Genomic DNA, 19,290 nt, shown 5'->3' with positions numbered 1-19,290 from the left:
GATCGGAAGCGGGGGCCGTCGTCGTCCGGAGCGGGCGGGACTACGCCTTCCCACCGTTCTGCTCCACGAACGCGGCGAAGGCGTCCGTGTCGGTGAGCGAGCCGTTGTACTGCTTGCCGTTGACGATCACGGTGGGGGTACCGGTGACCTTGTCGAGCGATGAGTTCGGGATCGGGTCGTTGAGCACCCGGTTGGTCGCGTCGGCAACCCACCCGGCGAACTCCTGGTCCGTGATGCAGGACGCCACGTTCTCGTTCGTCGCCCCGGCGGCCTTCGCCAGCGATGCGAGCTTGTCGTTCGTGAGGCCGCGCGTGCTCTCGGACGGCTGGTTCTCGTAGAGCGACGTGTTGTACGCGAGGAACGCGTCCGGGTCGTAGTTCGCGACGCAGGCTGCGGCGGCGGCCGAACGGGTCGAGTACTTCGAGCCGAGGGACACGCGGTCGAGCAGGTTGAACGGGTGCAGCTCGAGCGTCGCCGATCCGTCCTTCACCCACTGCTGGATCTGGGACATCTGGCTCGTCTCGAACTGGTTGCAGTACGGGCACATGTAGTCCGAGTACACGGTGATGTTCGCGACCGAGTCGTCCTGCTTCGTCGGGGTCGGCTTCCCGCCCTCCGGCGTGGCCTTCGTGGTGACCGGGACGATCTGCCCGTTCGACCCCGTCAGGAGCACACCGTCGCTCGCCATGTTCTTCGGCCCGGGGCCGGCGGGTTGCACGGAGTTCGCGACCACCACGACGACGATCGCGGCGACCGCGAGCGCGCCGACGATGATGCCGCTGATCCCCAGGGTCTTGTTGCGGCGTCGACGCGCCTGCTCCTTCGCGCGGGCGAGGCGTGCGCGCTCCCGCGCTGCCTCCCGCCGGGCCTTCTTGCTCTCGTTCTCGCTCATCGCCATCGAGCGTAGGTCGTGCCGGTGGGTCGATCGGCCGATCTGGCTGGGAAGGACCCAGGAATTCGATGACGCGTCATCGGCAACGCTCAGCGGGCGCTCAGAAGGAGGAGAGGACCCGCGGGAACACGATGAGGATCGACACGGCGATGAACAGGTAGTTCGCCAGCGGGAACGCCCAGCAGAAGGGCAGCAGGGTCCGACCGAGCCGCTGTGCGCCGGCGCCGAAGCGACCCTGCGCGGCGTTCCAGATCGTGAACACCCAGAACATCGGGATCGTCATCGACCACACGAGCATGCACCACGGGCAGAGCGCGCCGATGAACCAGACGGTCTGGGTGAAGAGCCACGTGACGAAGACCCACGCCAGGAACACGCCCGCGTTGAACGCGATCCAGAACCAGCGCGAACCGTTCCGGAACCCGGCGAGGAGCATGACCGCGACGGCGATCGGCGCGACGAAGCCCATGACGCCGAGCAGCGGGTTCGGGAACCCGAGCAGGTGCCCCTGCCAGCTGGCCATCACGTCCGAGCAGTTGATGAACGGGTTGACGTCGCAGGACAGCACTGCCTGGGGGTGCGCGTACTTCTCGAACTCGTCGATGACCAGTCGGAACGCCCCGTACAGGCCGACGGCACCGGTGATCAGGAGGAAGACGCCCATGGCGATCGGACGGCGGACGGCAGGTGCTGGCGTGCTCACGGCGTCATCATCGCATGCTCGATCCGGTCCTTTCCCGGTGCGGCATGCGATAATCCCTGGAGGTCGTGCGGCCATCCGCACGGCGACGAAAGCTTTCCGGGCCCAGCCCGGACGATCAGGTGCGGTGAGAGCGCACCGTGACCGGGACGCGCGCGACGCGACGGTCACAAGACAGCGAACGCGGGGGCGTGGTCGCCACCCGCTACAACTACAGAATTCCCGCCGTCCGGACAGGATGCGAGCGGGGTCAAGGAGTGCACCAGGTCCATGGTGGAGCAGAACAACGACAACACGAACAACGAAGAAGTCGCACCGAAGCGTCGAGGCCGCCTGTTCGGCGGTCGGCGCGCCCGGTCGGCCGGCCAGGAGGCACGGGGTGACGCCGCGCAGACCGGTCCCGTCGAGCAGGTGACCGGGTCTCCGGCGGACGGCACGTCCGACGCCGGCGCGGAGACGCTCGCGGTGACGGACGCAGCGCCGGACGCCGGGGGAGCGCCGGAGGCGCCCACCGTGTCGGTCGCCGTCGAGGCGACCGCCGGCGGCGACGAGCCGCACGACGTGAGCACCCTCACGGGCGACCTGCCGGTCATCACGGCCGGTGACGACACCGAGACCGCAGCCGCACCGGCCGCGACGGTCGAGGCGGACGCGAGCAGCGCCTCCAGTCCGGCGGAGCCCGTCGACGAGCCGTTCGTCCCCAAGGCGACGAGCACGCTCAGCCTGATCTTCCACGCCCCGGTCCTGCCGGACCTGCCCGAGCGCGCGCCCCGTCACGACGAGGACGACGACGACGAGCAGGGCGGCGGACGCCGTCGGTCGCGTCGCCGCGGCACGAGCGCCGACCGCGAAGGCCGTGAGCCGCGTGAGCCGCGCGAGCCGCGGGACCACCAGGAGCCCCGCCGCCGCGAGGTCGAGTACATCACCGAGCCGCAGAAGGTGAAGGGCTCGACGCGGCTCGAGGCGAAGAAGCAGCGTCGCCGCGACGGGCGCGATGCCGGTCGTCGTCGCCAGGTCGTCACCGAGGACGAGTTCCTCGCCCGCCGCGAGAGCGTCGACCGGCAGATGATCGTCCGGTCGAGCGCCTCGAAGATCGAGATCGGCGTGCTCGAGGACGGTGTCCTCGCCGAGCACTACGTGACGAAGTCGCACAACGTGTCGCTCATCGGCAACGTCTACCTCGGCAAGGTGCAGAACGTCCTGCCCTCGATGGAGGCGGCGTTCGTCGACATCGGTCGCGGTCGCAACGCCGTGCTGTACGCGGGCGAGGTCGACTGGAACTCGGTCGACACCGGCAACCACGGGCGTCGGATCGAAGCCGCGCTCAAGCCGGGCGACAAGGTCCTCGTGCAGGTCACGAAGGACCCGGTCGGGCACAAGGGCGCCCGTCTGACGAGCCAGGTCTCGCTGCCGGGCCGCTACCTCGTGTACGTGCCGAACGGCTCGATGAACGGCATCTCGCGCAAGCTGCCGGACACCGAGCGTGCGCGCCTCAAGAAGATCCTCAAGGAGGTCCTCCCGGAGCACGCGGGCGTCATCGTCCGCACCGCCGCCGAGGGCGCGACCGAGGAACAGCTCACCCGCGACGTGCAGCGGCTCACCAGCCAGTGGGAGGTGATCCAGAAGAAGGTCGCGAACGGCCAGGCGCCGGTCATGCTCCACTCGGAGCCGGACCTGCTCGTGAAGATCGTCCGCGACGTCTTCAACGAGGACTTCACCAAGCTCATCATCGACGGCTCCGCGGCGCGCGAGACGATCGACGAGTACCTCACCGCGGTCGCGCCGGACCTCAAGGACCGCGTCGAGATCTACGACGGCCCGGACTCCTTCGAGGAGTACCGCCTCAACGAGCAGATCGAGAAGGCCCTCGACCGCAAGGTCTGGCTGCCCTCCGGTGGTTCGCTCGTGATCGACCGCACCGAGGCCATGACGGTCGTCGACGTCAACACGGGGAAGTTCGTCGGGTCCGGCGGCAACCTCGAGGAGACCGTCACGAAGAACAACCTCGAAGCGGCCGAGGAGATCGTCCGCCAACTCCGCCTGCGGGACATCGGCGGCATCATCGTCGTCGACTTCATCGACATGGTGCTCGAGTCGAACCGCGACCTCGTGCTGCGTCGACTCGTCGAGTGCCTCAGCCGTGACCGGACGAAGCACCAGGTCGCCGAGGTCACCTCGCTCGGCCTCGTGCAGATGACCCGCAAGAAGATCGGCGTGGGGCTCCGCGAGTCCCTCGACGAGGTCAACGCCAAGGTCAACGACAACAACGCCGACCCGGGGCCGTCGAAGAGCCGTCGCAAGAGCCGCGGTGGGGCCGGCAACGGCGGGTCCAACGGTGGGAACGGTTCGAACGGTGGGAACGGGTCGAACGGCGGGTCCGGCAACGGTTCGTCGTCGAACGGCTCGTCGCACGCGCACCAGATCACGGACGACGTGAAGAGCGCGCTGTCCCGGATCGCCGCATCGACCATCCCGCACGAGGAGCACGACGGGGCTGCGACCCCGGCTTCGGCGTCCTCTGCGGTGTCGGCGGGTTCGGCGGCATCGGCGGCATCGGCGGCATCGGCTCCGGAGGCTCCCGCCGCGGAGTCCGGTCCGGACACCGGCGCGTCGCAGCCCGAGCACGGCGAGCAGTCGTCGGGCTCGAAGCGTCGACGTCGCCGTGGTGGCCGTGGTGCCGGTGCGCCCGAGACGACGGCGGACACCGCGTCCGGCTCGTCCTCGACGCCCGATGCACCGTCCGCGCCCGAGCAGGACACGTCGGCTGCTGCCGCTCCGGCTGCGGCGGCTCCGGTCGCTGCTGCCCCCGTCGTCGAGGACGTGCCGGCCAAGGCGCCGACCCGCCGTCGGGTGAGCTCGAGCGCCCCGGTGACCCCGGCCGAGACCTCGGTCGCGATCCTCGACATCCCGATCGCCGCCACGAAGCGCGAGCCGCGCCAGGTCAGCGGGGACGCCGAGTCCCTGCTCGACTCCGTGCTGCAGGCGCTCCCGGAGCCCAAGCAGCCGGGGCAGGGCCGTTCGCGGTCCCGTCGCGTCTCGTCCCCGAGCATCAGCGCACCGGCGACGGCCGAGGGTGACGACACCGACGACGGCGCCGTGATCCTGGGGAACTGACGATGTCGAACCCCGGCGATCCGCAGCGGTCGCAGCACGACCGTGGGTACTACGGCGCGGGCTGGTCCCAGCCCGCGCCGCCCGCCGGTGCCCCGCAGCAGCCGGGCGGAGCGTACGGGGGACCGCAGCAGTCCGGTGTCCCGTACGGTGCGCCGCAGGGCGGCCCGTACCGCGGGCCGCAGTACGGCGGGGCAGCGCCGGCTCCGCGGCCACCGCGGACGCCGGCGGATCCGCGTCGGGCCTTCGCTCCGGGAGCGTCGGTCACGAACACGGCCGGCGCACTCATCGCCGTCGTGTCGATCGTCCTCGTCGAGTTCGTCTCAGGGCTCGTCGGCCTGCTCGGCGCCTCGTTCGTGGTACACCCGTTCGCGAGCTACGGCGCGGGCGGCAGCCTGGTCGGCGGGTTCGTGTCCGGGGTGTTCGCCACGCCGTTCCCGTTCTACGCCGGGGCCTTCCTCGCGCTGGCGTTCCTCACGCCCGTCGACCGACGGAGCCCGCTGCCGACGGTGCTCCTCCGCGCCGTGCTCGCCGGGGCCGCTGGGACGATCGCCCTGGCGCTCGTCGGGGTCTTCACGGGCACGTTCAGCGCCGTCCGCTCGGGAGGCGCCCAGCTCCTCATCGACGTCGTCACCCGCCCGCTGCAGTCCGGTGTGCCGTTCACCCTGATGCTCATCGCGACGTCGACCGCGGCGTGGCTCTGGCTCGGGCGGCCGAGGGGCGGACGTCGTGCGCCCGGAGCACCCGGCACGCCCGGGACGGTCCGACCGGCCGACGCGGTGCCGCCGGCGACCGTGCAGCCGTCGTCGCAGCAGGGTCAGGCGGGCCAGCCGGGGGCACAGGGGGCCCAGGTGCCGCCGTACGCGCCGCCGCAGCCCCCGTCGAACCCGTGGGGTGGTCCGGCGCCGCGCTGAGCCGCTGAGCGGCCGCGTGCGGCTCGTGGCCGTGCGCCGTGTGCCGTGCGCCGCGCACCGGGCGCCGACGTGGTGCGACACGGTCGATGTCGTACGACGTCGACCATGTCGCACGGTGCGTGCGCCGTCCGTTGCACCCGCGGGGGTGCGACGTCCCCGACGTCGTCCGACCTCGGCGATGTCGTTCGGGCTCGCCACGCGCGCTGGCGCCGCACCGCCGCGCCGCGCCACGCCCGGGAGTCGGCCGCGCGCCGAGGGAGGTGCCCGGCGGGGCGGGGGCGCGCCGCGCCTCCTGGACCGCCGCGCGCCACCGCGCCGTGCAGCGTGCGAAGCGCCGGGCAGGGTGCGAGGGTGCGACCGTCGCACCCAGCACGGGACATCGCACCGTGCGTGGGCGGCCGCGCGCTCAGAACGTGTGCTTGTCCCGCTGGGCGACCCGCAGCCCGCTGCCGATCAGGCGCAGCACCAGCTCACGCCCGGTGACCGCCGTGGCCCCCGCGGCGACGAGTTCCTCGTAGCGCGACAACGGCACGTCGTAGTGGTCGTGGTCGAACGCGCGGCGTGGGATACCGACGCGTCCAGCGAACTCGTGCAGCTCGTCGTATGATGTGTCACTGACGAGGTGCGACCACAGAGTGTCGTGTGCGGGCCACGTCGGCGGGTCGATCATCACGGTCACACGGCAATCGTACGTGTGTCGCCGTTTGACCGGACCTGGGGGCATCGAGTATTCTCGATCCCTGGTGTCAGCGGGCCGTTCTGCCTGCGTCGCCGATCGGGCCCGGCCCTCCGGGAACCGCTCGTGCAGAAGTGGGCACCCGAGACTTCCCTCAAGCAGAGTTACGTAAGGATTTCCACGTGGTTTACGCAGTAGTGCGCGCCGGCGGCCGTCAGGAGAAGGTCGAGGTCGGCACGATCATCACGATCGACCGTGCCAAGGCCGACGACAAGGGCAACATCGACCTCGCCCCGGTGCTCCTCGTGGACGGTGACAAGATCACGTCGGCGGCTTCCGAGCTCGCCAACGTGACGGTCACCGCCGAGGTGCTCGAGGACCTCCGCGGTCCGAAGGTCGTCATCCAGAAGTTCAAGAACAAGACCGGGTACAAGAAGCGTCAGGGTTTCCGCGCTGAGCTCACCCGCGTCAAGATCACCTCGATCGCGTAAGGCGGGAGTAGAAGATGGCACACAAGAAGGGTGCGAGCTCCACTCGCAACGGTCGTGACTCGAACGCACAGCGCCTCGGCGTGAAGCGCTTCGGTGGCGAGGTCGTCAACGCCGGTGAGATCATCCTCCGCCAGCGCGGTACCCACTTCCACCCGGGCGCCAACGTCGGCCGCGGTGGCGACGACACGCTGTTCGCCCTCTCGGCCGGTGCGGTCGAGTTCGGCACCAAGGGCGGCCGCAAGGTCGTCAACATCGTCAACGCGTAAGCAGTTCGACGATCTGACTCTGCGGGAGGGGCGGGCCACGTGCCCGCCCCTCCCGTTCTTTCGTTGCAACACCAAGGAGTGGACCCATGGCGACCTTCGTCGACCGCGTGACCCTGCACCTCACCGCGGGGAACGGCGGCAACGGCTGCGTGTCGGTCCGCCGTGAGAAGTTCAAGCCGCTGGCCGGCCCGGACGGCGGCAACGGCGGTGACGGTGGCGACATCGTCCTCGTCGCCGACCCCCAGGTGACGACCCTGCTCGGCTACCACCGCTCGCCGCACCGTTCCTCCAAGAACGGGCAGCCCGGCATGGGCGACATGCGGAGCGGCATCAGCGGTGAGACGCTCGAGCTCCCGCTGCCGATCGGCACCGTCGTGTACGACGAGAACGGCGACGTCCTCGCGGACATGACCGAGCCGGGCATGCGCGTCGTCATCGCCCCCGGCGGTCAGGGCGGTCTCGGCAACGCTGCGCTCTCGACCACGAAGCGCAAGGCCCCCGGTTTCGCGCTGCTCGGCACCGAGGGCTGGGCCGGTGACGTCAGCCTCGAGCTGAAGACCATCGCCGACGTCGCCCTCGTCGGGTTCCCGAGCGCCGGCAAGTCCTCGCTCATCGCCGCGATCTCCGCCGCGAAGCCGAAGATCGCCGACTACCCGTTCACGACCCTCACGCCGAACCTCGGCGTCGTCGAGTCCGGGTCCACCCGCTTCACCGTCGCCGACGTCCCCGGTCTGATCGAGGGCGCGTCGGAGGGCAAGGGCCTCGGCCTCGAGTTCCTCCGTCACGTCGAGCGCTGCGAGGCACTCCTGCACGTGATCGACTGCGCCACGCTCGACCCCGGCCGTGACCCGATCAGCGACCTCGACGTCATCCTCGGCGAACTCGAGCGCTACCCGGTCCCCGAGGGCCAGGTGCCGCTGCTCGAGCGCCCGCAGATGATCGCGCTCAACAAGGTCGACGTCCCCGAGGCCGAAGAACTCGCCGCCTTCGTGCGCGACGAGCTCGAGGGTCGTGGCTACCGCGTCTTCCCGATCTCGACCGCGTCCCGCAAGGGCCTGCGCGAGCTGACGTTCGCGCTGGCCGACGTCGTGGAGCAGGCCCGCGCCTCCCGTGCCGCCGAGCCGGTGGCCGAGCGCATCGTCCTCCGCCCCAAGGCGGTCGACGACAAGCCCTTCACCATCCGCGCCGAAGGCGGCGAGGAACACCGCTTCTACCGCATCCGCGGTGCGAAGCCGGAGCGCTGGGTGCAGCAGACCGACTTCACCAACGAAGAGGCGATCGGCTACCTCGCCGACCGCCTGGCGAAGCTCGGCGTCGAGGACGGCCTGTTCAAGGCCGGAGCCGTCGCCGGGTCCACCGTCGTCATCGGTGGCGACGGCGGCACGATCTTCGACTGGGAGCCCACGCTCACCTCGACCGCGGAGCTCATCACGAGCGCCCGCGGGACCGACGCCCGGATCGGCGCGACCTCGCGTCCGACCCGCAACGAGCGTCGCGAGGAGTACTTCGAGCGCATGGACGCCAAGGCCGCGGCGCGTGCCGAGCTCGAGCAGGAGCGCATCGCCGGGCTGTGGGCGGAGGACGGAGACCTGTCTCCCGCCGAAGCCGACCGGGACGACAGGGACTGACCACGGCATGACCGACACGACCGCACGCACCGACCTCGGACCCGTCACCCGGCGCGAGGACATCCCGCGTGCCAAGCGGATCGTGGTCAAGGTCGGGTCGTCGTCGGTCAGCGGTGACAACACCGGGCAGATCGCTCCGCTCGTGGACGCCATCGCGGCAGCGCACGCCCGGGGGACCGAGGTCGTCCTCGTGTCCTCCGGCGCCATCGCCACCGGGTTCCCGTTCCTCGGGCTCGAGGGCCGCCCCGACGACCTCGCCACCCAGCAGGCGGCCGCCGCGACCGGGCAGAACGTCCTGATGTTCCGGTACCAGAAGGAACTCGACCGGCACGCGGTCGTCGCGGCGCAGATCCTCCTGACCGCGGGGGACCTGCAGAACCCGACGCACCGGGTGAACGCGCAGCGGGCCATCGACCGGTTGCTCGCGCTGCGGGTGCTGCCGATCGTGAACGAGAACGACACCGTGGCGACGCACGAGATCCGCTTCGGGGACAACGACCGGCTCGCGGCGCTCGTGGCCCGGCTGCTCCGGGCCGATGCGCTCGTGCTGCTGTCCGACGTGGAGTCGCTCTACACGCGGCCCCCGGAGCAGCCCGGCGCGGAGCCGATCACGCACGTGCCGTTCGGCGACGAGCTCGCCGGGGTCACGTTCGGGTCGATCGGTGCCGCGGGCGTGGGGACCGGGGGAGCGGGGACGAAGGTCGCTGCCGCCCGGCTCGCGGCCGAGGCCGGCACGGCGGTGCTCGTGACGGCGACGGCGCTCGTGGAGCGGGCGTTGGCGGGGGAGCAGGTCGGGACCTGGTTCGAGGCGGCGGCGCGGGGCTGACGGGGTTCGGTTCCGGTTGGTTCGGTTCCGGTTCGTTCGGTTCCGGTTCGGGAGGCGCGGGTCGGCTGCGACGCGCCGCTCACGTCCGCCGAGGGGGCATTGTTCGTCACGCTCGGCGTCTCCGAGCGACGGATTCCGCGACCTCGGCGGCACGCCTGCGGCGTGTCGTGCCCGCTCGCGAGGCGCGCGGACCGAGGGGCGAGGGCGCTACGGGCGTGTGCTGACTCCTCCACAGGACCCGCGCCTCCAGGGCCCTCCACAGGTGAGCCGGACCGCCGTCATGTGGCGGCCCCCCGCGCCTAGAATCGAGCCATGTCGCTGACCGCATCCGCCCCGACCCTGACCGACAAGCTCGTCGCTGCGCGCGACGCGGCGTCGGTCCTCGCCACGGCGACGACCGCGGTGAAGGACGCGGCGCTCCTCGCGATCGCCGCGGGCGTGCGACAGGCGACGGACGAGATCGTCGCGGCCAACCACGAGGACCTCCTGGCGGGCGAGGAGAGCGGGCTCTCGTCCGGGCTCCTCGACCGACTGCGGCTCGATCCCGTCCGCATCGACGCCCTCGCCGCCGCGGTCGAGCACGTCGTCGGCCTCACCGACCCGGTCGGGCAGCACGTCCGCGGGTCGCGGTTGCCGAACGGGCTGCAGCTCTCCCAGGTGCGGGTGCCGTTCGGGGTCGTCGGCGCGATCTACGAAGCGCGGCCGAACGTCACGGTCGACATCGCCAGCCTCGCGCTGAAGAGCGGCAACGCGGTCGTGCTCCGGGGCGGTTCGGCGGCGCAGCGCACCAACGCGGTGCTCGTCGCCCGGATCCAGGACGCCGTCGCCTCGGCGGGGCTGCCGCGCGAACTCGTGCAGACGATCGACGAGTTCGGGCGTGCCGGCGCGACCGACCTGATGCGGGCACGCGGGCTCGTCGACGTGCTCATCCCGCGGGGCAGCGCCTCACTGATCCAGACCGTCGTGACCGAGTCGCAGGTGCCCGTGATCGAGACGGGTGCCGGGGTCGTCCACGTGTTCCTCGACGAGTCGGCACCGCTCGACCGGTCGATCGACATCGTCCTGAACAGCAAGGTGCAGCGGCCCAGCGTGTGCAACGCGCTCGAGACGCTCCTCGTGCACGAGCGGGCGGCCGACCGGCTCCTGCCCGCGCTGGCCGACCGGCTCCGGGCCGCGGGCGTCACGCTCCGCGGTGACGACGCCACGCGGGTGCTCGTGCCCGGTGTGCTCCGGGCGACGGACGACGACTGGGCGACCGAGTCGATGGACCTCGACCTGTCCGTCCGCGTGGTGCCCGACGTCGACGCGGCGATGGCGCACATCGCGCGCTGGTCGACGCACCACACCGAGTCGATCGTCACGAACGACGTCGACACGGCCGAGCGCTTCCTGGCCGAGGTCGACTCCGCGGTCGTGATGGCGAACGCCTCGACGCGGTTCACCGACGGCGGGGAGTTCGGGTTCGGTGCCGAGGTGGGGATCTCCACGCAGAAACTGCACGCTCGTGGGCCGATGGGGCTGCCCGAGCTGACGAGCACCAAGTGGATCGTGCGCGGGCAGGGACAGATCCGCGGCTAGACTGAACGGCGAATTCCCCCGACCGAACGGAGCATCGGATCAATGACCTTCCTCGCAGAAGCCGCTGAGCACGCCTCGGGGGTCCCCGCGTACGTGTTCCCGCTCGTCGGTGCCCTCTTCTTCGCGTTCCTCGGGTTCGTGACCTGGAGCTTCCGCGACGTGGCCTACCGCCACTCGCACAAGTTCGAGGCCACGCGCACCCACGAGACGGGTGTCGACGAGTTCGGTCGCGCCGAGCACTGACCCGCGACTCCATGCTCGAGAGCACGGGGCGGCCTCGCATCGGCGTGATGGGTGGCACGTTCGACCCGATCCACAACGGCCACCTCGTGGCAGCGTCCGAGGTGGCGCGCGCGTTCGACCTCGACGAAGTGGTCTTCGTCCCCACGGGGCAGCCGTACATGAAGTCCGGTGTGACCGACGCCGAGCACCGCTACCTCATGACCGTCGTCGCCACGGCGTCGAACCCGATGTTCACCGTGAGCCGCGTGGACATCGACCGCCCGGGCCCGACCTACACCGTCGACACGCTGAAGGACCTGCACGAGCAGCGACCCGACGCGCAGCTGGTCTTCATCTCCGGCGCAGACGCCGTCCAGCAGATTGTCGACTGGAAGGACCATGATGGCCTCTGGGACCTCGCGCACTTCGTCGCTGTGACACGTCCGGGACACGCCTTGAGCATCACGGGTCTGCCCGAACGAGACGTAAGCTTGCTCGAAGTTCCCGCGCTGGCAATATCGTCGACCGACTGCCGCGACCGGGTGAGACGTGGTTTCCCCGTGTGGTACTTGGTCCCCGACGGTGTCGTCCAGTACATCTCCAAGCACCATCTGTATCGGAGCGTTGCATGAGTTCGTCCGACGCGCAGCCGCCCCTGTCGCGGCGCCAGGCGCGCGAGCGGGAGCGTGCCGCCGCGGGCGGTGCGCAGCCCGTGACGCCGCCCCCGACCGTCGCCGCCCCGGCCGAGCAGCCGGAAGTGCGCCACCGTCCCGGCAGCCACGTCGCTCCCGCCCCCGGCGCACCCGCACAGTCCGCCGTGCCGTCGTCGGCCTCGTCCGCCGGCTCCGGTGTGCCGTCGATGCCCCCGGCCTCGGCGACCGAGATCGTCCCCGGCTCGGGCGGACTCACCCGTCGGCAGATCCGGCAGCTGCGTGCGGCCGAGGGGCAGGCGATCCAGCCCGTCCCGCTGCAGAACCCGACGCCGCAGTCGTCCGACCGCACCGTCGAGGACGTCCTCGGCTCGGTCGACGCGCTGCACGGTGGACCGGAGCGCCCTGGTACGCCGGACGCGACGGGCACGTCGGCCGCCGCCGAGCCCGAGCCGCTCGCGCAGGAGTCCTCCGTCGACCCCGAGCCCTCGGCCGAGACGGTCGTGCTCGACCAGGCAGCCGTGGCGCAGGCGACCGAGGCAGACGGATCGCCCGACGCGGTCGAGCCCCTCGAGGAAGCCGCCGCACACAGCGAAGAGCCGCGTCGCCACCGTTCGACCTGGGCCCCGCCCGAGGCCACCGAGCCGTCGGACACCGAAGCCGACTCGGACGCGCCGGACGCGCCGGACGCGCCGGACGCTCCGAACACGCTGGGCACCCCGGACGTCCCCGCCACGGCGCAGCGGACCCCGATCCAGTCCTCCACGCCGGCGGTGTTCCCGCTCTCGCTGGACGAGGACGACACGAACGAGGTCCCGGTCCAGAACGCCGCCCAACCCGCGCGTGCTGCCTCGGCACCCACGTCGAGTGGCGCGCCGTCGTCCGCCGGTGACACCGATGGCGACGCCGATGCCCCCCGCGTGCCGGCCTCGTTCCAGCGTCCGGCCGAGCCGAAGCCCCTCACGACCGCGTTCGAGCCGCCCGTCGGCCACTGGTCGCAGCAGGCGCACGACTCGAACGACGCCGAGGTCCACGACGAGGAGACCGGCACCCGCCGCGTCGCCGTGACCAACACGAACGCGATCATCCTGCCGAACTCGGCCCTCGCCGACCCGACGGGTGCGCTGAACGCCACGGGCGAGGTCATCCTCACCGGCTCGATCGACCTGCCGGCGTCGCTGTCCTCGACCGGATCGCACCGGCCGATCGACGGTGCCGAGGTCGACCGTCTGCTCGAGCAGCACGACGAACAGCCCGACACGGACGCCAGCCCGGTCCGTGCCAGCCGTGCGGTGTCGAGCCACACCTCCACGCGGCAGGTCGTCCTCGCGGCGGCCAAGCCGAAGGAGTCGCGCACGCCACTCATCCTCGGCGTGACGGTCGGTGCCGTCGGCGTCGCTGCTGCAGCCGTCATCATCGTGGCCCTCGTCACGACCCACACGTTCTGAGTCCTCCCCACCGCGCACGGCCTGGCCGTGTGTCGGTGGGTGGCTTATGATCGTGACCCATCAAGCGATCCGGCAGCCTGCCAGGTCGACCGACCGGAAGGAATCCGTGACCGCCTCCTCACGCGCAGTGGAACTCGTGCAGATCGCCGCCCAGGCGGCCGACGCCAAGCAGGCCGAGGACCTCGTCGCCCTCGACGTGACCGGGCCGCTGCAGCTCACCGACGTGTTCCTGCTCGCGACCGGCCGGAACGAGCGCAACGTGCTCGCCATCGCGGACGAGATCGAAGAGCGCCTCCTCGAAGCCGGGGCCAAGCCGCTCCGTCGTGAAGGCCGGAGCGAGGGCCGCTGGGTCCTCATCGACTTCGGCGACATCGTCGTGCACGTCTTCCACGAAGAAGACCGCCAGTACTACTCGCTCGAGCGTCTCTGGTCGGACTGCCCGACCATCCCGCTCGAGCTCCCGGTGGACCACACCGCGTAGCTGCGACGCGCCCGGGTGGCGGCGACGATTTCGTCACCCGGCGTTCGCATGGTGTACGCTTCTATGGTGCCTCCGGGGAACGGAGGCACACTGAAGTCGGTGGGAACACCAACACTTCGGGTCTGTGGCGCAGCTGGTAGCGCACCTGCATGGCATGCAGGGGGTCAGGGGTTCGAGTCCCCTCAGATCCACCATCACCCCCGCGGTTCTCCGGAACCGCGGGGGTCTTCTCGTTCCGGGGACGCGCGCCCGAGGCGATCCGGCTCCCGCGTCCCCAGTACGCTGAGCGCATGAGCAGCGACGCACCCCTGTCCGGTTCCGCCCTGACGATCACCGCCGGCGGCTACACGGCCGAGATCGCCTCGGTGGGGGCGACACTGCGGACGTTCCGGTTCGAGGGACGCGACCTGGTCGTGCCGTTCGACGCCGACGAGGTCCGCCCGGCCTTCCGCGGAGCCGTCCTGGCGCCGTGGCCGAACCGGGTCGTCGACGGGAAGTACACGTTCGGCGGGACCGAGCACGAGCTCGCGCTGACCGAGCCGAAGCGGCAGCACGCCCTGCACGGGCTGGTCGCCTGGACCGACTTCCGGATCGTCGCGCACGAACCGGACCGCGCGGTCCTCGCCACGACGGTGCCCGCCCAGGACGGGTACCCGTTCCGCGTCGAGGTGCTCGTCGAGTACCGCGTCGACGGCGAGGGGCTGCACACGACGATCACCGGCACGAACACCGGTGCCGACGCGGCACCGTGGGGGACCGGTCCGCACCCGTACCTCGTCGCTGGCGAGGGTCGTGTCGACGACTGGACCCTGACGCTGCCCGCGGCCGAGGTGCTCGAGGTAACCGAGGACCGCCTCGTCCCGACGGGCCTCGCGCCGGTGCACGACGAGTTCGACCTGCGCTCCGCGACGCGCATCGGCGACCGGTTCATCGACCACGCCTTCACCGGGTTCGACCGCGACGCCGACGGCACCGCGACGATCGTCCTCACCGCCGCCGACGGCCGCGGTGTCCGTGCCTCGTTCGGCCCGGAGTGCGGGTGGGCGCAAGTGCACACCGCCGACCACGTCGTGCCGGAGTACCACCGTGCGGGTCTCGCGGTCGAGCCGATGACCTGTGCGCCGGATGCCTTCAACGCCGGGTCCGACGCGGGGCTCGTAGTGCTCGAGCCCGGGTCCTCGTCGGCGGCCTCGTGGACGATCGCGGCGGTCTGACGGCAGCACCCGCGTCCGCCCGGATCGAGGTCCGGCGGCTGCCGTCGACTCCCGACCTCGGCGCCCTCGCCGCCGCGTCCGGCGCCGACGTGGTCTGGCTCGACTCCTCGCTGCCGGCCGGTTCACCCCCGACCGCGCACGCCCGTGCCCGGTGGTCGGTCCTGGCGCTGACGGACGGCCCGTTCGCAGCGCGGTTCCGGCACGAGACGCGACGGGCGTTCGTCGAGACGACCATGGCGTCCCGATCGTGGTTCGGGGACGTCGCGACCGCCGAGGGATCGGACCGACCCGCCTTCGCGGTCCTCACCGAGTTGCTCGCGCGCACCCCGGTGCTGCCGGAACCGGTCGCGGGCTGCGGCTTCGCGCTCGGCTGGGTCGGGTTCCTCGGCTACGAGCTCGGTCGCGAGTCGGGCGGCGTCGACCGGGCGGCCGAGGGGCACGCGGACGCGGATCTGCGGTTCGTCGACCGCGCGGTGGTCGTCGACGCCGCCGGTGACGCCTGGGCACTGGCCCTGGCGAGCGATGCGGAACCCGAGGCCAGCGCGCGGAACCGCGCATGGCTGGAGACGGTGACCGCTCCGGTCACGCGGGTCGACGTCGACGACGTGGCCCCGTTCCTCCCGGGCCCCGCTCCGGCGACCGGGCGCGTCACGCGCGCCGCCTACGAGACGGCGGTGGACGCGTGCCGCGCGGAGATCCGTGCGGGCAACGCGTTCCAGGTGTGCCTCACGACCGCCTTCGCGGTGCCGCCGGTCCAGGAGGCGCGGCGGGGCCCCGCCACGGACCCCCACCTGACCGAGTACCTGCGGCTGCGCGCGGCGGACCCCGTCCCGTTCGGTGCGTACCTACGGCTCGGCCCGCTGCGCGTGGCGAGCCGGTCTCCTGAGCGGTTCCTGCGGATCGATGCGTCCGGGACGGTGTCCGCGGAGCCGATCAAGGGGACCCGACGGCGCTCCGACGACCCTGTGGAGGACGAAGCGGTCCGTGCCGGACTCGCCGTGAGCGCGAAGGACCGAGCCGAGAACGTCATGATCGTCGACCTGCTCCGGAACGACCTGCTCCGGACGGCGGTACCGGGGTCGGTGCACGTCGACCGGCTCTGCGACGTCGAGACGTACGCGAGCGTGCACCAGATGGTGTCGACGATCGGTGCGGTCCTGCCCGCGGGGACGTCGCGGGCAGCCGTTGTGCACGCCGCGTTCCCGCCGGGGTCGATGACCGGCGCGCCGAAGATCAGTGCCATGGGGATCGCGGATCGGCTCGAGGACGGGCCTCGCGGGCTGTACTCGGGTGCGATCGGGTACTTCTCGGCCAGCGGCGCGGTCGACCTGTCGGTGGTGATCCGCACACTGGTGACGGTCATCGACGACCGGGGCACGGTGCGGTCGCGGTCGTTCGGTGCCGGCGGCGCGGTGACGTGGTCGTCGGTCGCCGCAGACGAGGCGGACGAGGTCGAGACGAAGACGCGCTCGGTGCTCGCCGGTGTGGGGGCCGTCGCCCGCTGGTGACGGCGGATCGTCGGGCGGCGGTGCCGGATCACTCCTCCACAGGGCGCTGATCCACCGCTCACACGGCGTGTCGAACGCGTGTTCGAAGCAACTGTCCACAGGATGTCAGACCCGATTGACATCATCGAACACATGTTCGAATATGAGGGCATGCAGACGGCGGCGGCACTCCGATCGCCCGGGGCTCACCCAGAGCCGACCGGGCGGCCCGGTCCTGCCCGGCCGGTGCGGCGGGTCGACCACCTCGGTGACGCCCGCGCCGCACTCGAACGGATCACCTCGCTGCGGTCGCGTGTGGCCGAGATGGAGTCCACCCGGGTCGACACCGAGGGGCTGCCCACGGCCGAGGCGCTCGCACCGCTCCTGCCGGGTGGCGCGATCCGCGTGGGCGGGTCCTACTCGGTGCACGAGTCGGTGCTCCTCGCGATGACGATGCTGCAGGCAGCCTCGGCCGCCGGTGCCTGGTGCGCGGTGGTGGGGGTGCCGTCCTTCGGGGTCGAGGCAGCGGCCGCGGCCGGCATCGACCTCGAACGGCTCGTGCTCGTGCCGGACCCGGGCGACCAGTGGCTCACCGTGACGGCCGCGCTGGCGGACGTCGCCCAGATCGTCCTCACCCGTCCGCTCGGTCGGGTGGTGCCCGGCGACGTCTCCCGGCTGTCGGCACGGCTGCGTCAGCGTGGTGGGGCGCTCGTCGCGCTCGGGTCCTGGCCCGGGGCCGACGTCTCGCTGCGGGTGACCCGGTCCGAGTGGAGCGGCATCGGGGACGGGCACGGCTTCCTGACGGAACGACGGGTCACGGTGTCGGCGTCCGGTCGTGCCGGAGCGGGCCGACCGGTGGACGCCGACCTGCTGCTGCCCGCGGCGGACGGCACGGTCCGGGCCGCCGTCCCCACCGCTGCGGCGTCCGGCCCCGGCCGGACGACACCCGTGCTGCGTCCCGTGGCGGTGGCGTCGTGAGCCCCCGGGGCGGCGGCCGGACCCGGACGACCGGGTCCCGGGTCACCGGTGCCCTCGCCGGACGCGGGCCCGGGGCAGGCGCGGGTGCGGCGGGCGTGCCCGATGCGCGGTCGATCCGAGCCGACGCACTCGCCCGCGGTGGGGCGCTGCCCGAGCCCCCGCCGACCCGGACGATCGTGCTGTGGTGCCCGGACTGGCCGGTGATCGCGGCCGCTCGCGCTGCCGGGTCGCCGCCGGACCACCCGTTCGCCCTCGTGGTGAAGGGCCAGGTGTACGCCAGTTCCGCCAGTGCTCGGCAGCACGGCGTGGTCCGTGGGCTCCGCGTGCGCGAGGCACAGGCGCGCTGCCCCGAGCTCGTCGTGCAGCCCTACGACGACGCGCTCGACCACCGGGCGTTCGAACCGGTCATCCGCGCGGTCGAGGCGGCGGTCCCCGGTGTCGAGGTGCTCCGCCCGGGCACCCTCGCGCTGCGGTCCCGCGGGCCGGCCCGGTACTACGGCGGAGAACGAGCCGCCGCGGCGACCCTCGCCGGCATCGCTGCCGACCACGGCGCTCCCGGGGTGCGCGCCGGCGTCGCGGACACCCCGTTCGCCGCCGAACAGGCCGCACGGGCTCGCCCGGCACGTCCGGGGGAGCGGGTGCGGATCGTGCCCGTCGACGGCTCGGCGCCGTTCCTGGCCGGGCTGCCGCTCGGCGTGCTCGGCGACGCCGACCTCGCGATGCTGCTCGGGCGCCTCGGCATCCAGACCCTCGGCGAGTTCGCCGCGCTGGCCGACGAACAGGTGCGCGACCGGTTCGGACTCGCCGGGGCGTTCCTGCACCGGCTCGCCGGCGGTCGTGACCCGCGAGAGGTCGCGGCGCGCGCGGTCCCGCCCGAACTCCGGGTCGAGGCGTCGTTCGAACCCCCGCTCGACCGTGCCGACCAGATCGCCTTCGCGTTCCGTCGCTCCGCCGACGACTTCGCCGCACGCCTGCGGGCAGCCGGACTCGTCGCCACCACGATCCGGGTCGGCATCGTCGACGAGCGGGACATCCTGCTCGAGCGCACGTGGGTGCACCCGCGGTGGTTCGACGCCGCCGACGTGGTGGACCGGGTGCGCTGGCAGCTCGCCGGCGGGGTGGACCCGACCGGTCTCGAGGCGCCGGTCGTCCAGGTGGTGCTCGAGCCCGTCGCGGTCGACGACATGGCGAACCACGAACGCGGGCTCTGGGGGACCGGACCGGACGAACGCGTGCACCACGGTCTCGCCCGCGTGCAGGGACTGGTCGGGCACGACGGGGTGGTCACGCCACGGATCGGCGGCGGGCGCACCCTGGCCGAACGCGTGGTGCTCGTGCCGTGGGGCGACGCTCCCGTCGGTGGCGAGCGTGCGCTGGCGACCGTCCGCGACCGCCCGTGGCCCGGCAAGCTTCCCGGTCCGCCGCCGGCGACCGTGCTCGACCGTCCGCGCCCGGTGGACGTCGTCACCGGCGACGGCGGCACCGTCGACGTCGACGACCGCGGCGTCCTCACCGGGGTCCCGGAACGGTTCCGTGCCGAGGGGGAGCGTGGTGGCCGGTTCGACGCCGTGACCGCGTGGGCCGGACCGTGGCCGCTCGTCGTGCGCTGGTGGGAGGCCGGCGGACGCCGACTCCACCGGTTGCAGCTCGTCGACGCCGACGGACGTGCGTGGTACCTCGTGCTCGCCGACCACCGGTGGTGGGCCGAGGCGGTGGCGACGTGACCGC

General features: G+C 72.2%; 18 protein-coding genes and 1 tRNA gene. 16 read left to right on the top strand and 3 right to left on the bottom strand.

Translation table 11 applies throughout. From position 1 onward, the window contains the following. Window positions 1-40 precede the first annotated feature (40 nt). On the bottom strand, window positions 41-892 hold the full coding sequence (locus BIV01_RS01485) for a DsbA family protein (RefSeq protein WP_175473612.1): 852 nt from the start codon (window positions 890-892) through the stop codon (window positions 41-43). A 100-nt stretch (window positions 893-992) separates the two neighbouring features. Then, window positions 993-1,595, bottom strand: coding sequence for a vitamin K epoxide reductase family protein (locus tag BIV01_RS01480; RefSeq protein ID WP_229085097.1), 603 nt, complete (start codon window positions 1,593-1,595; stop codon window positions 993-995). Window positions 1,596-1,862: 267 nt separating this feature from the next. Here BIV01_RS01480 and BIV01_RS01475 point away from each other — a divergent pair, with 267 nt between their 5' ends. Both BIV01_RS01475 and BIV01_RS01470 read left to right on the top strand, forming a co-directional pair. Then, window positions 1,863-4,706 (top strand): Rne/Rng family ribonuclease, encoded by a 2,844-nt coding sequence (locus BIV01_RS01475; RefSeq protein WP_071301698.1) that lies wholly within the window; start codon window positions 1,863-1,865, stop codon window positions 4,704-4,706. Window positions 4,707-4,708: 2 nt separating this feature from the next. Then, window positions 4,709-5,617 (top strand): hypothetical protein, encoded by a 909-nt coding sequence (locus BIV01_RS01470; protein WP_071301697.1) that lies wholly within the window; start codon window positions 4,709-4,711, stop codon window positions 5,615-5,617. A 406-nt stretch (window positions 5,618-6,023) separates the two neighbouring features. Here BIV01_RS01470 and BIV01_RS01465 read toward each other — a convergent pair whose 3' ends face one another. Next, on the bottom strand, window positions 6,024-6,287 hold the full coding sequence (locus BIV01_RS01465; protein ID WP_229085138.1) for a DUF4031 domain-containing protein: 264 nt from the start codon (window positions 6,285-6,287) through the stop codon (window positions 6,024-6,026). A 188-nt stretch (window positions 6,288-6,475) separates the two neighbouring features. Here BIV01_RS01465 and rplU point away from each other — a divergent pair, with 188 nt between their 5' ends. The 14 genes from rplU (at window position 6,476) to BIV01_RS01395 (ending at window position 19,286) form a co-directional block, all read left to right on the top strand. After that, window positions 6,476-6,784: a 50S ribosomal protein L21 gene (gene rplU, locus BIV01_RS01460; protein ID WP_022905369.1), complete on the top strand. Its 309-nt coding sequence runs from the start codon at window positions 6,476-6,478 to the stop codon at window positions 6,782-6,784. 14 nt (window positions 6,785-6,798) lie between these two features. Continuing rightward, window positions 6,799-7,050, top strand: a complete 252-nt coding sequence (gene rpmA / locus BIV01_RS01455; RefSeq protein WP_070416551.1) for a 50S ribosomal protein L27 — start codon at window positions 6,799-6,801, stop codon at window positions 7,048-7,050. An 86-nt stretch (window positions 7,051-7,136) separates the two neighbouring features. Then, window positions 7,137-8,678, top strand: coding sequence for a GTPase ObgE (gene obgE / locus BIV01_RS01450; protein WP_070416550.1), 1,542 nt, complete (start codon window positions 7,137-7,139; stop codon window positions 8,676-8,678). Between the two features lie 7 nt (window positions 8,679-8,685). Further along, window positions 8,686-9,504 (top strand): glutamate 5-kinase, encoded by an 819-nt coding sequence (gene proB, locus BIV01_RS01445; protein ID WP_083413699.1) that lies wholly within the window; start codon window positions 8,686-8,688, stop codon window positions 9,502-9,504. 312 nt (window positions 9,505-9,816) lie between these two features. Next, window positions 9,817-11,082 (top strand): glutamate-5-semialdehyde dehydrogenase, encoded by a 1,266-nt coding sequence (locus BIV01_RS01440; protein ID WP_070416549.1) that lies wholly within the window; start codon window positions 9,817-9,819, stop codon window positions 11,080-11,082. Between the two features lie 42 nt (window positions 11,083-11,124). Continuing rightward, window positions 11,125-11,325: a hypothetical protein gene (locus tag BIV01_RS01435; RefSeq protein WP_070416548.1), complete on the top strand. Its 201-nt coding sequence runs from the start codon at window positions 11,125-11,127 to the stop codon at window positions 11,323-11,325. An 11-nt stretch (window positions 11,326-11,336) separates the two neighbouring features. Next, a complete protein-coding gene (nadD, locus tag BIV01_RS01430; RefSeq protein ID WP_022907294.1) occupies window positions 11,337-11,936 on the top strand; it encodes a nicotinate-nucleotide adenylyltransferase in 600 nt (199 codons plus the stop codon). Continuing rightward, window positions 11,933-13,402, top strand: a complete 1,470-nt coding sequence (locus BIV01_RS01425) for a hypothetical protein (protein ID WP_071301696.1) — start codon at window positions 11,933-11,935, stop codon at window positions 13,400-13,402. Before nadD ends, BIV01_RS01425 begins: the two co-directional genes overlap by 4 nt. 106 nt (window positions 13,403-13,508) lie before the next feature. Then, window positions 13,509-13,883, top strand: a complete 375-nt coding sequence (gene rsfS, locus BIV01_RS01420) for a ribosome silencing factor (protein ID WP_070416546.1) — start codon at window positions 13,509-13,511, stop codon at window positions 13,881-13,883. 118 nt (window positions 13,884-14,001) lie between these two features. After that, window positions 14,002-14,077: transfer RNA gene (locus BIV01_RS01415), tRNA-Ala, on the top strand. Between the two features lie 96 nt (window positions 14,078-14,173). Next, entirely contained in the window at window positions 14,174-15,097 is a 924-nt protein-coding gene (locus tag BIV01_RS01410; protein WP_071301695.1) for an aldose 1-epimerase family protein, read from the top strand. Next, the gene (locus BIV01_RS01405) at window positions 15,076-16,605 is read left to right on the top strand and encodes an anthranilate synthase component I family protein (RefSeq protein ID WP_071301694.1); all 1,530 of its coding nucleotides are present in this window, start codon (window positions 15,076-15,078) and stop codon (window positions 16,603-16,605) included. The genes BIV01_RS01410 and BIV01_RS01405 overlap by 22 nt, the downstream gene beginning before the upstream one ends. Before the next feature lie 132 nt (window positions 16,606-16,737). Further along, the gene (locus BIV01_RS01400) at window positions 16,738-17,562 is read left to right on the top strand and encodes a hypothetical protein (RefSeq protein WP_175473611.1); all 825 of its coding nucleotides are present in this window, start codon (window positions 16,738-16,740) and stop codon (window positions 17,560-17,562) included. After that, on the top strand, window positions 17,559-19,286 hold the full coding sequence (locus tag BIV01_RS01395; protein ID WP_254791756.1) for a DNA polymerase Y family protein: 1,728 nt from the start codon (window positions 17,559-17,561) through the stop codon (window positions 19,284-19,286). The genes BIV01_RS01400 and BIV01_RS01395 overlap by 4 nt, the downstream gene beginning before the upstream one ends. The last annotated feature ends 4 nt before the right edge of the window (window positions 19,287-19,290 follow it).

This window comes from Curtobacterium sp. MCBA15_013 (assembly GCF_001865095.1).
GTDB lineage: Bacteria > Actinomycetota > Actinomycetes > Actinomycetales > Microbacteriaceae > Curtobacterium.
The sequence above is the reverse complement of the archived record's forward strand: the minus strand, read 5'-3'. Positions and strand labels throughout refer to the sequence as shown.

Bases quoted from the DNA above. Each gene is read 5' to 3' on its own strand.
- BIV01_RS01485 (WP_175473612.1), bottom strand. From the start codon at position 892: ATGAGCGAGAACGAGAGCAAGAAGGCCCGGCGGGAGGCAGCGCGGGAG.
- BIV01_RS01475 (WP_071301698.1), top strand. From the start codon at position 1,863: ATGGTGGAGCAGAACAACGACAACACGAACAACGAAGAAGTCGCACCG.
- BIV01_RS01470 (WP_071301697.1), top strand. From the start codon at position 4,709: ATGTCGAACCCCGGCGATCCGCAGCGGTCGCAGCACGACCGTGGGTAC.
- BIV01_RS01465 (WP_229085138.1), bottom strand. From the start codon at position 6,287: ATGATCGACCCGCCGACGTGGCCCGCACACGACACTCTGTGGTCGCAC.
- rpmA (WP_070416551.1), top strand. From the start codon at position 6,799: ATGGCACACAAGAAGGGTGCGAGCTCCACTCGCAACGGTCGTGACTCG.
- obgE (WP_070416550.1), top strand. From the start codon at position 7,137: ATGGCGACCTTCGTCGACCGCGTGACCCTGCACCTCACCGCGGGGAAC.
- proB (WP_083413699.1), top strand. From the start codon at position 8,686: ATGACCGACACGACCGCACGCACCGACCTCGGACCCGTCACCCGGCGC.
- BIV01_RS01440 (WP_070416549.1), top strand. From the start codon at position 9,817: ATGTCGCTGACCGCATCCGCCCCGACCCTGACCGACAAGCTCGTCGCT.
- BIV01_RS01435 (WP_070416548.1), top strand. From the start codon at position 11,125: ATGACCTTCCTCGCAGAAGCCGCTGAGCACGCCTCGGGGGTCCCCGCG.
- nadD (WP_022907294.1), top strand. From the start codon at position 11,337: ATGCTCGAGAGCACGGGGCGGCCTCGCATCGGCGTGATGGGTGGCACG.
- BIV01_RS01425 (WP_071301696.1), top strand. From the start codon at position 11,933: ATGAGTTCGTCCGACGCGCAGCCGCCCCTGTCGCGGCGCCAGGCGCGC.
- BIV01_RS01410 (WP_071301695.1), top strand. From the start codon at position 14,174: ATGAGCAGCGACGCACCCCTGTCCGGTTCCGCCCTGACGATCACCGCC.
- BIV01_RS01400 (WP_175473611.1), top strand. From the start codon at position 16,738: ATGTTCGAATATGAGGGCATGCAGACGGCGGCGGCACTCCGATCGCCC.